We start from the raw sequence: 16,417 nt of genomic DNA, 5'->3' as shown, positions 1-16,417 counted from the left end.
CGCTTAGCGCCGTCGGATCCACGAATAGCGTGAGCGATAGCCGCTGCCATGATGAGTATTAAAGCGGTAGCTTGATCCGCTCTCCGCCATGCAGTAGGTGCAGACGTTCACGTTATCGATCTGCGCGACCGGCACACCCGCCTGCACCAGCAAATGCGTTGCCAGCGCAGGCAGATCGAACCAGACGCCCTGCTGGCGGGCAGCAGCCTGTGGACGTTGCGCCAGCGGATTGACCGGCGGGTTCCGGTGCCAGCGCAGCCCGCTGGCAAACGCCGGGTTCTGCGCAATCTCTGCAAGCTGCGGTTCAGCCAGCTCATAGCAGCAGGGCCCCATTGCCGGGCCAATCGCCACCACCAGGTCCTGCGGGTTGCAGCCCTGCTCGCCCAATTTTTCCACGGCGCGGGTCAGCACGCCCGCCAGTGTTCCCTTAAGTCCGGCATGAACTGCCGCCACGATTCGTTTATTGCGGTCGGCGAACAGCACCGGCAGGCAGTCGGCGGTATAAACCGCCACCGGGCGTGTTCCGCTACCGATCACGCCATCCGACTCGCAGCTTTTCGGCGGGGTGTTCTCAATGTCGGTGACCACAGTCGCGCTGTGGCGCTGATGGCCCCAGGCGGCATCGGCGGGAGGCGGCTCACCGGCGGGCTGAAACGCATAATCGAGCCACTCCAGTGAATCGAGCAACGGCGAGCGCGGGATCACGGCCATAAGAATCTCCTGTTATAACAGCGTGCGTTAGGCTGCCCACAGCTTACGTTAACTGCTACATTTTTGAAGCTTCTCCTCAGACCTTTCTCACCTTAAGGATGAAATGATGAAAACCTCCGCAAAACTCGCTGCATCCGGACTGGTCGCGCTGCTGCTGACCGGCTGCGCCTCGTCAACACATCAGACCGCGCAACAGCAGCTCGGGCAGCAATCGGTGCTGGCGGTAAACTGGTTCCAGCAGTCAGGCGAATATCAGGCACTGACCTGGCAGGCGTTCAATACCGCGCGCATGGCGTTTGATCAGGCACCGTCGCTGACCGGCAAACCCAAAGCGGTGATTGTCGATCTGGATGAAACCATGCTGGATAACAGCGCCTACAGTGCATGGCAGGCGAAGAACGGCCAGCCGTTCAGCAGCAAAACCTGGTCAGCCTGGACGCAGGCGCGTCAGGCGAAAGCAGTGCCGGGTGCGGTCGAGTTCGCGCGTCATGTGACAGAGAAGGGCGGCACGCTGTTCTATGTGTCGAACCGCGATCAGAAAGATTACGCCGCCACGGTCGCCAATATGCAGCAGCTCGGCTTCCCGAACGTCAGTGATAAAACGGTACGTCTGAATACCGACAGCTCCAACAAGCAGGCGCGTTTCGATGCCATCAAAAACGCGGGTTACAACGTGGTGCTCTATGTCGGCGACAACCTCAACGATTTTGGTGGGTCGACCTGGCATAAGGGTAATCAGACGCGTCGCGATTTTGTGAGTCTAAACCACAAGCAGTTTGGTACGCAGTTCATCGTTCTGCCGAATCCACTTTATGGCGACTGGGAGAGCGGAATGGCGGAAAACTACAATAAACTGACACCGGAGCAGCAGTTGTCGGTGCGGGAATCACGGCTGCAAAGCTGGAACGGTAAATAATTCGTCAAGAAAAAGAGCCTGCTCGTTCAGGCTCTGTTCAGAACTGGTCCTGATTTACTTACTGCCGTCACTATTCTGATGCAAATTAAATTAATCATCTCTTGCTTCATTCTTCTCTTATTACAGGCATATTTAACTGGCTGTCAGCAATTAAGCCGGTGGATTGTGCTAATGGTTAATTTTTTAATTAAGAGTATTCCTGGAAAAAAGCCCACCGGTTGGTATGGCAGCGAATATCCCCTCATTTATTAATTGTATTTATTTGTCATCAGTAACTTTAGTTTATTTTTATTACTATTTTATCTGGTTGATTTTACTGTATTAATAAGGCGGTTGATTTATTTGCCCACATTTCTGCTGCTGAATTAAATTTACTTAACCCTGACCTTTACTGACTGTTAGTTGACAATAGCGGTATTGTTAAATCGCTGTGAAATATTACGCGTGCATTGAAATTAGTTAGCGTCTATAACCTTTTTCTGTGACTCAGTTCTTATTAACCTGGCGGCTCACGCTTTATTTGTGAGCCGATACACTTTGTGGTTAGCCAGGATGCGACATCCCGGTAGTAGAGAGAAGATGATTGTGACGACACTTAAACCCTTATTAGCGAAAAATCGCAGTTGGGCCTTACAGCGCCGCCAGCGTAATCCGGATTATTTTAACAAATTCCTTCATCAGCAAAAGCCACACTCACTCTGGATTGGCTGCTCTGATAGTCGCGTTCCGGCAGAAGTCTTAACCGGCTCCCATCCCGGCGAACTCTTTGTGCATCGCAATATCGCCAACATGGTGATTGAGGACGATGACAATTTACTGAGCGTGCTGCAATACGCACTCTTCTTTCTCGGCGTTAAACGCATTGTATTAAGTGGTCACTATGGCTGCGGCGGCGTAGAAGCCGCGCAAAATCTGCCGGGCAGTGTGCTGGACGGTCAGGAGAGCGCACTGGCGAGACGCATTCAGACCCTGCGTGATGATATTCAGGCGGGTCTGACAGACATTCCCCTCTCAGACGCGCCGCCGGGTGAACAGCTCGATCGGCTGGTTGAGGCAAACGTTAAGGCGCAATTCGCCCGGCTGGTGAAATCTGAACCGGTCCGGCAAATCTGGCAATCGGGCCAGGAACTGGAGGTGTTTGGTTGTGTTTATGACCTGCGCTCCGGCCATCTCAAAGAGCTGATTCATCAATCTGCAGAGGAGCCTTCATTATGAACCTCGATACCCTGCGTCGCGATATTCCTGCGGGTCTGGTGGTTTTCCTGGTCGCCTTGCCGCTCTGCCTTGGCATCGCACAGGCCAGCGGATTACCTCCGTTTGCCGGTCTGCTGACCGGTGTGATTGGCGGTCTGGTGGTGACGTCACTAAGCCCATCCCGGTTTGCCGTGAGTGGCCCGGCGGCGGGGCTTGTCACTATTGTCGTCGCCTCGATGGCTTCACTGGGCAGCTTCTCTGCTTTTCTCACTGCGCTGATTATCGCCGGGGCACTGCAATGCCTGTTTGGCCTGCTGCGCGCCGGACGGTTTATTTCGCTGGTGCCGGGTAGTGTCATCAAAGGAATGCTGGCGGCGATTGGCCTGCTGCTGATTATGCAGCAGATTCCGGTGGCGCTGGGCGCCGCTGGTGATGCAGAGCTGGTGTCACTGGTGACCGGCCAGATGACTTTCTCGCTGCCAGCGATAGCGGTGGCGGGTGTCGGCCTGGCCATTCTCTGTCTCTGGACGACCGCGCCGGTGAAACGGATCAAAGCGCTCGCCTGGATCCCTGGCCCGCTGATTGCGGTACTGATCGGCTGTCTGGCGACGGTAGCAGGAGGGCGGCTCTTCCCTGAAATGACGCAGGGGCTGGCGCGCATTTCGTTGCCTGCGTTTGACAGCGTTTCCGCACTGATGGCTGAACTGGAAACGCCCGACTGGATGGCCTGGCAGAATCCGCAGGTCTGGGTAGTGGCGGTGACTCTGGCACTGGTTGCCAGTCTGGAAACGCTGCTGAGTCAGGAGGCGCTGAAAAAACTGCGCCCTCAGACGCCCGCGCCGTCGCCCAATAAAGAGATGTTCGCGCAGGGTATCGGTAACCTGGCGGCGGGTTTTCTTGGGGCGATGCCGATAACGGCAGTGATTGTACGTAGCTCGGTCAACGTCAGTGCGGGCGCGCAGACGAAGCTCTCGATCTTCATTCACGGCGTGCTGCTGCTGATTTGTGGCATGTGGTTCAGTGAGATGCTGAATGCCATTCCGCTGGCCAGCCTGGCTGCCGTACTGCTCTATACCGGTTATAAGCTGGCGACACCTAAACTGTTTGTTGAGCAGTTCCGGATGGGCGCACAGCAGTACGTGCCGTTTCTGGCCACCATCGTCGGCATTATCACGCTGGGTATGCTGGTTGGTATTGGCATCGGTATCGCCACACAAATCCTCTACAGCATCTATAAGAGCCATCGCAACGCGTTGCAGCTTACCCGTTATGATGACCATTACGTGCTGCGCTTCCAGCAGAACCTGACCTTTATGCACAATCCAAAGTTGCAGGGATTGCTGGATGAGATCCCGGAGAACAGCGTGGTTATCGTCGATAACGACAATGCGGAATATATCGATCCGGACGTTAAAGCGGTGCTGAAAGATTTTGGTGATAACGCCGATAAACGCGGCATTCGCCTGAGTCAGTGGCCGGTTGCGGTAAAATAGCGCTTAGCGCAACGGTAAAGGGGTTTAAAAGGAAAAAATCGGATATCTCGGATATCCGATTTTTTTATTTGCGAGGCATAATAAGTTCCCAATTTCTGCTGTCATCGGATGGGGTTAGCCACTGCAGGATAACTTTCCTGAATCATCCCACGAAATGAGGCTTTATCGCCGGATGAGATTGAGGGTATTCAGGATTTAATCATTCTGACACCACGCGCCTGTTCAGGCTGGCGTGGACAGCCAGCCTCTCTGCGACAAGGTCCGGATGTATGCGTATACAGCTGTTTGAAGAGCACAACGCTAAGAAGAACGCATTTTTGCTGTTTTTAATCACGCTGCTGTTTTGCTTTATCGGCGGACACCTGCGTTTCCCCCAGGAGCTGTCTCTTTTCTGGCCGGTCAACGCGATCGTCACTGGCGTTATCGTCCGTAATCCTTTTCTGCATCAGACCCGCTCTTACCTGGCCATCTTTGCCGCGATGGTGTTTAACGACACCGTATTTTCCGGCTGGGCGCTTTCTGCATTTACCCTCAACCTGGCGAATATTCTGTTTGTGCTGGTGGCCGCCACGCTGCTGGTAAAGCATCTTCAGCATGACTCCGGCAGCGAGCGTATTACCAGTGTGCTGCGTATTTTTCCTGCCTGTCTGCTGGCCGCGCTGGCCTGTGCCAGCTGGGGAGCGCTGGCACAGCAGGCTGATTTTGATGCCGGACTGGCGGTGGCATGGGGTGACTGGTTCAGTGAGCAGTTATCAACCGGGCTGATGCTGCTGCCCTTTTTGCTGACGCGCGACTGGTCGTCGCTGTCGCCCCGCCAGTTTCTGCAGTTCCGCAAGCTGGCACCGGTCATCGCCGTGATGGTTTCGCTGATGATCGGCGCAATGATGGGGGGCGCGGGCAGCCTGACGCTGCCGGTTCCGGCGCTGGTCTGGTGCGCTATTGTGTTGCCGATGCCGCTGACCAGCCTGGTGATCCTGCTGACCGGTATTACTGAAATCATTCTGGTCTCTCATGGTGTGATGAACATTCAGGGCGACGATAATCTGTTGCCGCTCAGCCATCTGACCTCTGCGCGACTGGGTGTGGCAACCATCGCAATTAGTCCGCTGATCGTGGCTGCAAGCATGGATGCAATCCGCCAGCTTAATCAGCGTCTGGCGCTGCGCGCGAATTACGATTTCCTGACCCGCCTGCTGTCACGTTCCGGTTTATATGAAAGCCTGCGTGCGGAGCCGATTTTTCCGGATCGCAAAGTGGGCGTGATCCTGCTTGATGTTGATTACTTCAAAGCCATCAATGACAATTTTGGTCACGATGCGGGTGACAGCGTGCTGGAAGAGATCGCCCGCCGGATGCAGTGCGTGGTGGGTAAAGCGGGGCGCATCTGTCGCTTTGGCGGAGAGGAGTTTGTGGTAGTGCTGTTCGACCAGAATGCGGAAAAGCTCTATTTTCTGGCGGAGGCAATCCGGCAGAAGATGGCGAAAGAGAAGTTCTGGTTGCAGGGTAGCACGGCTACGGTGACCGTCAGCCTGGGGCTGGCCCATGGCAGTGCCGATGAGGCGACGGAATGGCACCGCGTGATCAACCGGCTAATCTCTGCGGCGGATAAAAATCTCTATCTGTCGAAGCGCAATGGCCGTAATCAGACTTCGCCGGTTAACTACCGCACGATTACCAGCGACGTGGCATAACGCCACGTCACCGGGTTCGATCAACTGACGCTGCTTTTCAGGGTGCTGGCCTGCTGATGGCGTTCAATCGCCAGGTCGATCAGACGGCTGATCAAATCCTGATAACTGAGTCCGGCCGCCTGCCACAGTTTCGGATACATGCTGATATTGGTGAAGCCGGGCAGGGTATTCACTTCATTGACGATAATCTCGCCGTCATCGGTCAGGAACACATCGACGCGCGCCATGCCAAAGCACTCCAGCGCGGAGAAGGCTTTGATGGCGACGTCACGGATTGCATCGCTGGTTTCCGCTGCAATGGCTGCCGGAACCACCGTCTGCGCACCACTTTCAGAGATATATTTAGTGTCATAAGAGTAGAAAGCGTCATGCACCACCACTTCGCCACACGGGCTGGCTTCCGGCGCATCGTTACCGAGCACCGCGCACTCGATCTCCCGGCCTTTGATACCCTGTTCAATCAGCACCTTGCGGTCAAAAGAGAAGGCCAGCGCCAGCGCCGCATCAAATTCTTCCATGCTATCCACTTTGCTGACGCCGACTGATGACCCCTGGTTGGCGGGTTTGATAAACAGCGGCAGGCCAAAGCGGGCAATGACTGCCTCTGCATCCAGGAGGGCGCGTTGTGCCTGAGTAATGCTCAGCCATGGCGCGACGTTGAGGCCGGCATCACGCAGCAGGCGTTTGGTGAAATCCTTATCCATGCTGACCGCAGAACCCAGCACGTCGGAACCGATGAAGGGTAACGAGGCCATGCGCAGCAGGCCCTGCAGAGAGCCATCTTCACCCAGCGTACCGTGCACGATAGGGAAGATAACGTCGATCTGCGACAGCGGATGGGCGTTGTGGCGGGTGATGATCTGCTGCTGAGTCGTGCCGGGCACCAGCGCCACATCTTCAGCGGCGTGATTCAGCGCGATTAGCGCCGGATTTTCTGCGTTAAGTAAGAAGTTTGACGCATCGTTAAGACGCCAGTGTCCCTGCTTATCGATGCCCAGCAACACCACGTCAAACCTGGTTTTGTCGATCGCCTCAAGGATATTTTTGGCCGACTGCAACGACACCTCATGCTCAGCCGATTTGCCGCCAAACACGATCCCTACCCGCAACTTTGTCATCAATTTTGCCCACTGAAAAAATCAAAACCACAAGATAGCATGGGGTTTGCGCGGGAAAACAGGGTGGGGCGAGAGATAATTGTGAGCAGGCGATTAACCCTCGCCATTCACCCGATCGCTGTCGTTGAGCTGCCCGTAGCGGCGCGGGTGGCAGCTCAACGGCCCGCTCGCAAAGGCCACTTAATCTCCTCTTTAACCTGATGCAGGCGGGGTGTCTGGTTTAACTTAATCTGACGCAGAGCCCAGCCAGACTTCAACCTGATGTTCCTGGCTATGGCTTTCCAGCGCTATTTCGTCGCCGTCACACCGTTTGCCATCCAGCCACAGCTGATAGGTGCTGCCACCGCGAGTAACCCGGATGTTGTAGATCCCTTCCCCCTCACGGTAGACAATTTTTATCTCTGACCATTCAGCGGGAAGCTGTGGCCGGACAGACAGCGCGTTGCCGCGCCGGATTATCCCAAGCAGACTCTCACTGATAAGCTGATAGGCCCAGCCTGATGAACCGGTATACCAGGTCCAGCCGCCTCGCCCGCTGTGGCCTTCGGCTGCATACACATCCGCAGCCATCACATAAGGTTCCGCTTTGTAGATCGCCATATCCTGTTGATTGCCACTATGATTAACCGGATTAATCATCGAGAGCAGGGACCAGGCGCGCTCTGTTTCACCCATCGCCGCAAAGGCCATAATCGCCCACAGAGCCCCATGGGTGTACTGACCGCCATTTTCCCTGACGCCCGGTAAATAACCGCGAATGTAGCCCGGATTTGGCCCTGCGCCATCGAAAGGCGGAGTAAGCAATTTAATCAGCCGGTTATCCTTATCAACCAGATGCTGATAAAGTGCCGCCATCGCTGACCGGCATCTGGCGTCCTCGCCTGCGCCAGAGAGTACCGACCAGCTCTGGGCAATGGCGTCTATCCGGCACTCACTGTCAGCATGTGAACCGAGCGTCTGACCACTGTCAAAAAAGCCGCGCAGATACCATTCACCATCCCAGGCCGCATGGTTAAGCGCGGTTTTGAGCGCCTGCGCATTGTCCTGACAGTGCCGGGCGGTATCGGTATCGCCGAACCGCACAGCCAGCGCGGCAAAGCGGTCCAGAACCGTATAGAGGAAGAAGCCGAGCCAGACGCTTTCACCCTTGCCGGCAATCCCGACGGTACTCATACCATCGTTCCAGTCCCCGGAGCCCATCAGCGGGAGGCCGTGCTGACCGAAATTAAGGGCGTGGTTAATCGCGCGAACGCAGTGCAGCCATAGCGTTTCATTAATCTTACTGACGCCCGGAAGCTCATAGACAGACTCTTCGTCCTCTGCCAGCAGGCGACCTTCAAGGTAGCTGACGGGCTGTGACAGCAGCGCAATATCATCGGTTGCCTGCACATAGCGGCACAGCGCATAGGGCAACCACAGGTAGTCGTCGGAGCAGCGGGTTCTGACGCCACGGCCAGCAGGCGGATGCCACCAGTGCTGTACATCTCCCTCGATAAACTGGCGGGATGCACACAACAACAGCTGATCGCGCAGCCGCTGCGGGGCTGCGTGGGTCAGCGCCAGCGTATCCTGCAACTGATCGCGGAAGCCAAAGGCACCACCGGATTGGTAATATCCGCTGCGCGCCAGCAAACGGCTGGCCAGCGTCTGGTAAAGCAGCCAGCCGTTTGCCAGTAAATCGACCTCCGTTGCCGGTGTCTGGATTTGCACTTTAGTCAGTAGCTGGTGCCAGTGCTGTTTAACCCTGGTCAGCTCGTTCTGAGCCTCCCCGGTGGAGAGGAACTGCTGCATCAGCGCGGTCACTGCACCCTCATCTTCCCCGACGCCGAGGGCAAAAACAAAACTGCGGCTGTCGCCGTCAATCAGTGTCGTCAGCGTTTGCAGCGCGGCGCAGGGATCCATTCCTGCCCCGGTGTTACCTGACAGACCACGAACATTCATCATCGCGGGCTGCCGTGTGGTGCCGTTACGACCCAGACACTCAAGCCGGTTGCCGCTGTGCGCAATCCGGGTTCCTGTGACGGCAAAAAAAGCGGTCCGCGCAGAGCCCGTGCTGTTATAAAAGTTTCTGGCCAGAACCGCGCTGCCTGTGGCAATAGCGGCAGGGGACGTCACCACATGCCTTGCGGAGCGGCTCGCCAGCTCACCCAGAACCCATTCGACGTATCCGGTAATCGACAGATTACGCGTTTTGCCAGAGAGGTTACTCAGCGTCAGCAGGGAAAGTCTGACCGGCGCCTCCTCTGCCACGAACACCGTCAGCGTGCTGCTGATGCCATACTCCGTGTGTTCAAACGTGCTGTAACCGAAGCCATGACGGGTCAGATAATCCCCCTTGCCGCGAACCGGAAGCGGCGTGGGCGACCAGACATCACCCGTCTCTTCATCACGCAGATAAAGCGCTTCGCCAGAGCTGTCACTGACGGGGTCATTATGCCAGGGCGTCAGGCGATATTCATGCGCGTTTTCATACCAGCTATAGCCCTGGCCACTCTCGGAAATGACGGTGCCAGACTGGCTGTTGGCCAGCACATTGCACCACGGCGCAGATGTCTGTTGCTGGCCGGAAAGAATGATGTGATATTCGCTGCCGTCCTCGTTGAAGCCACCGGTGCCATTAAAAAACTGCAACCGCTCCGGCGAAAAGGTGACGGCTGCAGGCTGCGGCGTCTTACTGACCGATGGAAACGCAAAAGCAGGCGGGGTGCGCACCGGTTTTAACAGCGTGCTGAGTTGATCGGCGAGGCTGCCGTTTCGGCCTTCCAGCACGACCGCCGCGACGCTCAGCAACAATTGCAGATCGTCAGCGGAAAAACTTTCGCTTTTGCGGATAAAGATGCCGCCAGGTTTGTCTGCCTGCTGTCGTTCGTCTCCGGCAGGGATCAGAGTCGTGAGCTGATTGAACAGATTCTGCTGGTAGCCGCCCTGGTCGCTGTTCAGGATGAGCAGATCGACCATCAGCCCTTTTTGTCGCCAGTACTGATGCGCCTGAATGAGGGTGGTGACCAGGTCGAGCTGATTAATGTTTTCTATCCGAACCAGAAGAATCGGCAGATCACCCGAAATCGCATGACGCCACAATGACTCCTGGCCCAGCCGGTTCTGCATCAGCGCGTCTGATTCGCCACGCATTTCGGCGCTGGAAAACAGTACGGCACTGGCCAGCTGATTAAACAGACTGGTATCTTCGGTGCGGATATTCAACTGACGCAAGGCGACCTGACTGTGGGACCACGCCAGTTCAAACACCCGATCGGCGCTAATGTGGTTACGGTACTTCTCAATCAGCGCAATAGTTGTTTCACGCTGAAGTGTCACACCGTAAAGCATATCGATGGTGACGGCCTCTCCCGCTTTTAACGTCACTGACTGGCGAATTGATAACACGGGATCTAACACCGCTCCCTGCTGACCCGTTAATTCACTGCCCGGCATCAGCGCCTGAGCATCGGCTGGTATCCTGCCACGCCCGAGAAAACCAGCCCGGTCGGTTTCAAAAGAGGTCTGGCGGCCGGTATTGCCATGTATCGCCATCGCGTGAAACATCCATGCCGTCACTTCTTTCTCTTCACGTGGCCGTCGGTGAGCCAGGATCGCTTCCAGCCTGTCAACGATCTCAGTCTGGACGAACAGATTACTGAACGCAGGGTGGGCCATATCGCTGGCTGCTGGTGCCAGTACCACTTCGGTGTAGCTGGTGATATCGAACGGGCGGGTCTGACGGGAACGGTTAGTGACCGTGATGCGTCTGATCTCCACATCATCTTCCGGGGAGACCACGATATGCGTGTGAATGCTGAAGGTGGTGCCTGAAGCGTCAAACTCAATCCCGGCATCAGTAAAACGGGTTTTATAATGCGGACGCTCGCAGCAGGTCGGCTGATAGCTGTGAGCAATCACTTCGGCGGATTGCTGATCGGTAACGTAGCAGAACGTTCCGTAGTTGTTGCTGGTGCTATCCGCACGCCAGCGGGTGAGTGCCAGCCCCTTCCACTGGCTGTAGCCCGTCCCCGCGTGCGTCACCATCAGGTGATAATCTGCGTTTGAAAGCAGCTGCAGTTGTGGCTGGTGCGGATCTGAACCACTGAATTCTCGCTGGTCGGTAATGCTGCGCTGCTGTTTAGGGTCACTGTTTTCGACAAAACTGCGGCGTGGGGTATAGAGCTCAATATCATCAGGCACTTTTTCCTGAAGCAGCAAACGCGAAGACTGAAACAGTGCGCTGGACATAAAGCGCGCGACCATTGGCGCATCCAGCAGCTGGTGAGAGAGTGCAAGCAATCCCATCGCCTGATGATGGGCCATATACGATTTGACGATCGAAAATGGCTGACCGGGAGCCAGTCGGTCCGCGGTGAAATCCAGCGCTTCGTAATAACCGTAGTCACCGCTGGCACCCATTTTTTTAAGTCTTATCAGATTAGCCGTCGCCTCCTGCGGCAGCACCATCAGCGCCAGCAGCGTCGCATAGGGCGCAACAACATGATTGTCATTCAGGCCGCGTTTCAGACCCAGTTCTGGCGTGCCAAATGCCCGATACTGGTAGTTATGATTGACGTCAAACGCAGCGTAACCCGATTCCGAAACGCCCCAGGGCGTATCGGTGCTGTTACCCGAGGCAATCTGTTGCCTGACCGCCGATAACGCCATCTTTTCCAGTAGCGTGTCGGGGTAAACCGGCATGACCAGGTGCGGCATCAGGTATTCAAACATTGAGCCGCTCCATGACATCACGGCGGGCTGGTTATTCAGCTGAGTAAATAAGCGACCCAGCACAAACCAGCTCTTAGCCGGAAGCTGACTGGTGGAGATAGCAAAGTAGTGCGTCAGGCGGACTTCTGAAGGGAAAAGGTCATATTTGCTGGCGTCCAGCAGACCGCTGTCCATGTTATAGCCCACGCTGAGTAAAGACGTGGCTGGATAATAGAGAAAGCGGAAGTCCATACTGGCGTGATCGTTAAGGCGGCTGTCCAGCTCCAGCAGGGCAGCCATACGTTCGCGGGCGGCCCATATCACCGCCTCTGCCTGTTTTTCCGGGAGTCCGGGGCGGTTCAGGTTCAACTCAGCGAGCCACAGCAATGACGGAATGTCGGCAGGCAGTGGCGCATCCGGGCTAACCCAGCTGAAAAGGAGGGACCACTCCTGAGTAAAATCGACCAGCTGCTGGTGGAAAAGCGCCGGCCAGTTTACCCGTGTTGTCGGAAGATAAGTCTGTTCTGCCACCACGCTTAACGCCAGCAGAGCCTGCATCCCGGCGTGAAAATCGGCGGGCGAAGCGTGCTGTATCAGGCTTAATTGCGCATCGATTTTTTCCACAATGTCGCTGCGGGTGTCGCTCAGTTGGTCTTTAAGCAGTGAGAAGGTATCGGAGAGACCTTCCAGGATACAGGGAAGAGACATCACCGGCTGGTATTTCCACTGCGCCAGGCCAGCCTGAAGGGTTACAAGGTGAGCCGCCATATTACCGCTGTCTACCGTTGAGACGTAGCGTGGGTTCAGCGGTTTTAACGTCTGGGTGTCATACCAGTTATAAAGATGTCCTCTGAAATGCTCCATTCGGTCAAGAGTATCGAGGGTGTCGAGCGTCCGGCTGATGACCCGATTCTGGCTGATATAACCAAAATCCCAGGCCGTCAGGTTTGCCAGCAGCGACAGGCCAATGTTGGTCGGTGACGTCCGGTGGGCCACCCGCGACTCCGGAATCTCCTGCAGGTTATCCGGCGGCAAATGGTTGTTGTCACTGCTGGCAAATTCGTTAAACCAGGCCCAGGTTTTACGCGCGGTGCGACGCAAAAAGATGCGCTGTTCCGCTGAAAGGCTGCCTGGCTGAGCGCGTTTAGGCTGGCTCATGCGGCTCAGTAACGCGGGGGCGACCGCCCACAATAAAGCGAGCGCCAGTGCAACATGCGTCATCGACGGCATGCTCAGGCTGGTCAGGAATACCAGAACCGCGCCTGCTACCGGATTAATCCACATGCAGCGGTAGAAGTGGCGCACATCAGGCTCGACAGGTTTCTGTGATGAAGCGCTTTTCCACTCGTTCAGGTAGCGATGGCTGATAGTCAGGCGCCATAAGGTCACGATAATCGCCTTCAGCGACCAGTAACTCTCGTGAGGCAGGATGGCCAGCGCCAGGCCAGCGCGGGAGAGGCGGTTAAAGGCATCGGTGACCAGCATGGATAAATGCTGTCGCCAGGTACGCGTTTTACTTTTCGTCACCCCATCGATCACCAACGCTGGCAGTCCCGGAAGCAGCAGAAAGAGCATGATGCATCCGACCCAGAATATTGGGTTTGGTACTATCGTGCACAGCATAAACACCAGCATCAGCAGGGCAGGTGCTACCAGGCTGCGGCGCAGATTGTCTGTTAATTTCCAGCGGGAAAGCGCACTGAGTGGGTTTTTTTGACGGCTGCAATCTTCCTGCCGCACCTGCAGCCGTAGCCAGTTCAGGAGCTGCCAGTCGCCCCGCACCCAGCGAAATCGTCGGGCAACATCACTCAGGTAACTATCCGGATATTGTTCATACAGGACGACGTTACTGACCACACCGGAGCGGGCATAGCATCCCTCCAGCAGGTCATGGCTCAGCACCAGATTTTCCGGACAGGTATTGCGTATCGCCCGGCTAAAGACAGCGACATCGTAAATACCCTTGCCGACAAATGAGCCTTCACCAAACAGATCCTGATAAATATCGGATGAGAGTGAGGAGTAAGCATCATTCCCCGGAGTGCTGCTGCACAGCCGGGCATAGCGGCTCTGACCGTTAACTGGTATCTCTTCAGCCAGACGAGGCTGCAGGATGGCATAGCCTTCAACTACCCGATTTTTGACATCGTCGAACACCGGCGCATTGAGCGGGTGGGCCATGACGCCAATCAGCTTATGCGCTGTCTCACGCGGCAGTATTGTGTCGCTGTCGAGAGTAATCACATATTTAACGCTGTGCAGTTGCGTCTGCGTGGCACCTACCGTGACGCTGAAGGCGTTTTCTTCACCCTGAAGCCAGCGATTCAGGGCATGGATCTTACCGCGCTTGCGTTCATACCCCATCCAGACGCCCTGAGAAATATTATGGGTGCGGTCACGGTGTAACAGGGAGAATAGCGCAATGTCCGATTTACCCCCGCTGTAGCGCCGATTCAGGGCTTCCGTTTTCAGCACGGCGTAACGGATAAGCGCGGCGTCATGATGATGGTCCTGTTCGGCGCTATCGGTAAAGTCGGTCAGTAACGCAAAACTGATATTCGCCAAGGCGTTACCGAGATAGCAGATTTCCAGAGAGCGCAACAGGGCGTCTGTGCCCTCATTGCTGCTGAGCAAACAGGGGATAACCACCAGTGTACGGTCATGCTCTGGTATCGCCTGAGCATAATCGAGTCGTGGCAGGGGAAGGGGATGGCGGCTGCGGGTGGTTAACTCACTCAGCAACTGTAAGGCTAACTGGCTGCTGACAATGATGGCGGGCAGCACCAGCAACCACAGTAAAGATGCCATGCCCGCCTGATGGGTGCTGTAGAGCATCTCGGCGGTAAACGCGGTTGTCAGCAGTAAAAGGCTGCCTAACCAGGAGAGTAAAGGAGTCTGGCTCAGATGCTGCCGGCTCTTGTTCAGCCACGTCACCTTAACGTCAAGCTGCTGTTCCAGTTGCTGAAATCCTTTATCCAGCAGGTAATAGCCGACATGCTGCTGACGCAGGGGAAGATCAGGCTGGCTGGCCAGCGTCAGCACAGCCTGGGCGACTTCACGTTCATCAAACCGACTGTGTCGTGCCAGACGTTCAATCACATGGCGGTAGTCATCACGACTGTCAAAATGCATCAGCGGGTATGTCCCGGTGGGATCCTGCTGCAGGACTTTCTCAACCAGGCTGACGGATTCGACAAAGGCCTGCCAGTCAATTTCGCCGAGTTGCCGCAGGCCGGTAATAGTGTTGCTGACAGAGAGCTGACTCAGGGCCAGCTGCCGGTTGAACTGCTCAATGACTTCCGAGGTTTTCCGGCCGGTAATTTCCAGCTGTTGTTCAACCCAGGTTAACGCCAGGGTATTGTTCTGGCCACTTAATCGCCGTTCAAGTTCAGCGACGAAAGCGCCGGAAACCTGCGGGTTCTGGCGGGCCATATCAGCGATGACCAGAATAACTTTTGACGCATCTTCGGCGGCAGTGGATAGGATATCGCTGATCCACTGCTCCGCTTTATTACGTTCCTGATGTACCCTGGCCACGTCATCCGCAATCCGGGACAGATTGTTGATAAGCGCAAAACGTAACATGGCAGGCAGGGCCCACAGTTCGCCGAGCAGCAGGGGCGTAACACGCTGGTAGGCAGCGATAAAAGGATGTAGAACGCTGGTTTCCAGGCGGCCATCACTGTGCTTAATCATCTCCTCGGCGATAGCCTGGATGCGAAGGTAATGGGCCGACTCCTCCAGCATGGGCAATCCTTTACCGAATTTGGCCGGTAACAGGTGCCGGACCAGGCGGATCTGCTCTTCAATGATGTAAAAATTATCGAGTATCCAGACGGCCGCTGGTGTCTGGCTGCGCTTATCGCCTTCACTCAGGATTTCTGCGCTGCGCGTCAATGACTGTTCATTATCTGCCAGCTGCTGCAACAGTCGGTAGGACCATTTCCCACCCGACAGATTATGCGTTTTCGCTAATTTTTCGCCGTAGTTATCCATTTGTTCAGCCGAAAAAACATCTGGCCGATGGGCCTGATAAATACCTTCTGTCGGGAACAAAGGAAAATGCTCATCGGATAATTCACTTTCCCGGCTGAACCACGTCGTCAGTTTTATTTTCACACTCATTTCCTTGCGCTTGCGCAGCAGCTGGATCCGGAAAAAAAGAAAGGATGACAAAAAAGGAGCCAAAAGAAGGGCTGGAGGTGATAAAAAGGTGTAGATGGTATTGATTATAGTCCTGTTTGCGTTATTCGTAGCTTTCCTGATTATCCGGCTGACGTTCTTTTATGGCGATTAAATAACGTTAAAAAAAATAAACAGCTGCCTTCTCCTCACCTTAGCCCTTTTTAACATCATAGCCGACAGATAAAAAAATTAATTTACCTCCACTGTGTTACGCTGATGGCAACATTTCAGAGGATAACGACATGACCTGGTTGAGCTTTCTCTTCGACGCGCTACACAGCAGCGAAACCAATACACAGTGTCCGGTGTGTAAAAAGTTTTCCAGACAGTCTGTAGCTAAAAAGAATAAAGGACAGGCAGTTTTATGCCCTCACTGTAAGTCATTGTATGTTATATAAAGTCCGTCGTCTTTTTATG

General features: G+C 55.3%; 8 protein-coding genes. 5 read left to right on the top strand and 3 right to left on the bottom strand.

The features are described from left to right. Nucleotides 1–3: 3 nt before the first annotated feature. Nucleotides 4–711 (bottom strand): polyphenol oxidase family protein, encoded by a 708-nt coding sequence (locus NIM72_RS09480; protein ID WP_222924959.1) that lies wholly within the window; start codon nt 709–711, stop codon nt 4–6. A 106-nt stretch (nt 712–817) separates the two neighbouring features. Here NIM72_RS09480 and NIM72_RS09475 point away from each other — a divergent pair, with 106 nt between their 5' ends. From NIM72_RS09475 to NIM72_RS09460, 4 genes are all read left to right on the top strand, one after another. Continuing rightward, on the top strand, nt 818–1,627 hold the full coding sequence (locus NIM72_RS09475; RefSeq protein WP_161735391.1) for a 5'-nucleotidase, lipoprotein e(P4) family: 810 nt from the start codon (nt 818–820) through the stop codon (nt 1,625–1,627). Between the two features lie 579 nt (nt 1,628–2,206). Further along, the gene (locus tag NIM72_RS09470) at nt 2,207–2,842 is read left to right on the top strand and encodes a carbonic anhydrase (RefSeq protein WP_161735333.1); all 636 of its coding nucleotides are present in this window, start codon (nt 2,207–2,209) and stop codon (nt 2,840–2,842) included. Next, nucleotides 2,839–4,314 carry a SulP family inorganic anion transporter gene (locus NIM72_RS09465; protein WP_161735332.1) on the top strand — a complete coding sequence of 492 codons (1,476 nt, stop codon included), beginning with the start codon at nt 2,839–2,841 and terminating at the stop codon, nt 4,312–4,314. Before NIM72_RS09470 ends, NIM72_RS09465 begins: the two co-directional genes overlap by 4 nt. A gap of 269 nt (nt 4,315–4,583) precedes the next feature. After that, a complete protein-coding gene (locus NIM72_RS09460) occupies nt 4,584–6,005 on the top strand; it encodes a diguanylate cyclase (protein WP_161735330.1) in 1,422 nt (473 codons plus the stop codon). Nucleotides 6,006–6,025: 20 nt separating this feature from the next. Here the strand turns inward: NIM72_RS09460 and ddlA are convergent, their stop codons facing one another. Both ddlA and NIM72_RS09450 read right to left on the bottom strand, forming a co-directional pair. Beyond that, entirely contained in the window at nt 6,026–7,123 is a 1,098-nt protein-coding gene (gene ddlA, locus NIM72_RS09455; protein WP_161735328.1) for a D-alanine--D-alanine ligase, read from the bottom strand. Between the two features lie 225 nt (nt 7,124–7,348). Next, nucleotides 7,349–15,934: a GH36-type glycosyl hydrolase domain-containing protein gene (locus tag NIM72_RS09450; protein WP_371876286.1), complete on the bottom strand. Its 8,586-nt coding sequence runs from the start codon at nt 15,932–15,934 to the stop codon at nt 7,349–7,351. Nucleotides 15,935–16,242: 308 nt separating this feature from the next. Here NIM72_RS09450 and NIM72_RS21500 point away from each other — a divergent pair, with 308 nt between their 5' ends. Next, entirely contained in the window at nt 16,243–16,398 is a 156-nt protein-coding gene (locus NIM72_RS21500; RefSeq protein ID WP_216844881.1) for a YnfU family zinc-binding protein, read from the top strand. Nucleotides 16,399–16,417 lie beyond the last annotated feature (19 nt).

Origin of the sequence: Pantoea sp. B550, from assembly GCF_024158165.1 — a bacterium.
Lineage (GTDB): Bacteria > Pseudomonadota > Gammaproteobacteria > Enterobacterales > Enterobacteriaceae > Pantoea > Pantoea alfalfae.
The sequence above is the reverse complement of the archived record's forward strand: the minus strand, read 5'-3'. Positions and strand labels throughout refer to the sequence as shown.

Excerpts from the sequence above, each read along its gene's own strand:
- NIM72_RS09480 (WP_222924959.1), bottom strand. The coding sequence starts at position 711 with ATGGCCGTGATCCCGCGCTCGCCGTTGCTCGATTCACTGGAGTGGCTC.
- NIM72_RS09475 (WP_161735391.1), top strand. The coding sequence starts at position 818 with ATGAAAACCTCCGCAAAACTCGCTGCATCCGGACTGGTCGCGCTGCTG.
- NIM72_RS09470 (WP_161735333.1), top strand. The coding sequence starts at position 2,207 with ATGATTGTGACGACACTTAAACCCTTATTAGCGAAAAATCGCAGTTGG.
- NIM72_RS09465 (WP_161735332.1), top strand. The coding sequence starts at position 2,839 with ATGAACCTCGATACCCTGCGTCGCGATATTCCTGCGGGTCTGGTGGTT.
- NIM72_RS09460 (WP_161735330.1), top strand. The coding sequence starts at position 4,584 with ATGCGTATACAGCTGTTTGAAGAGCACAACGCTAAGAAGAACGCATTT.
- ddlA (WP_161735328.1), bottom strand. The coding sequence starts at position 7,123 with ATGACAAAGTTGCGGGTAGGGATCGTGTTTGGCGGCAAATCGGCTGAG.
- NIM72_RS21500 (WP_216844881.1), top strand. The coding sequence starts at position 16,243 with ATGACCTGGTTGAGCTTTCTCTTCGACGCGCTACACAGCAGCGAAACC.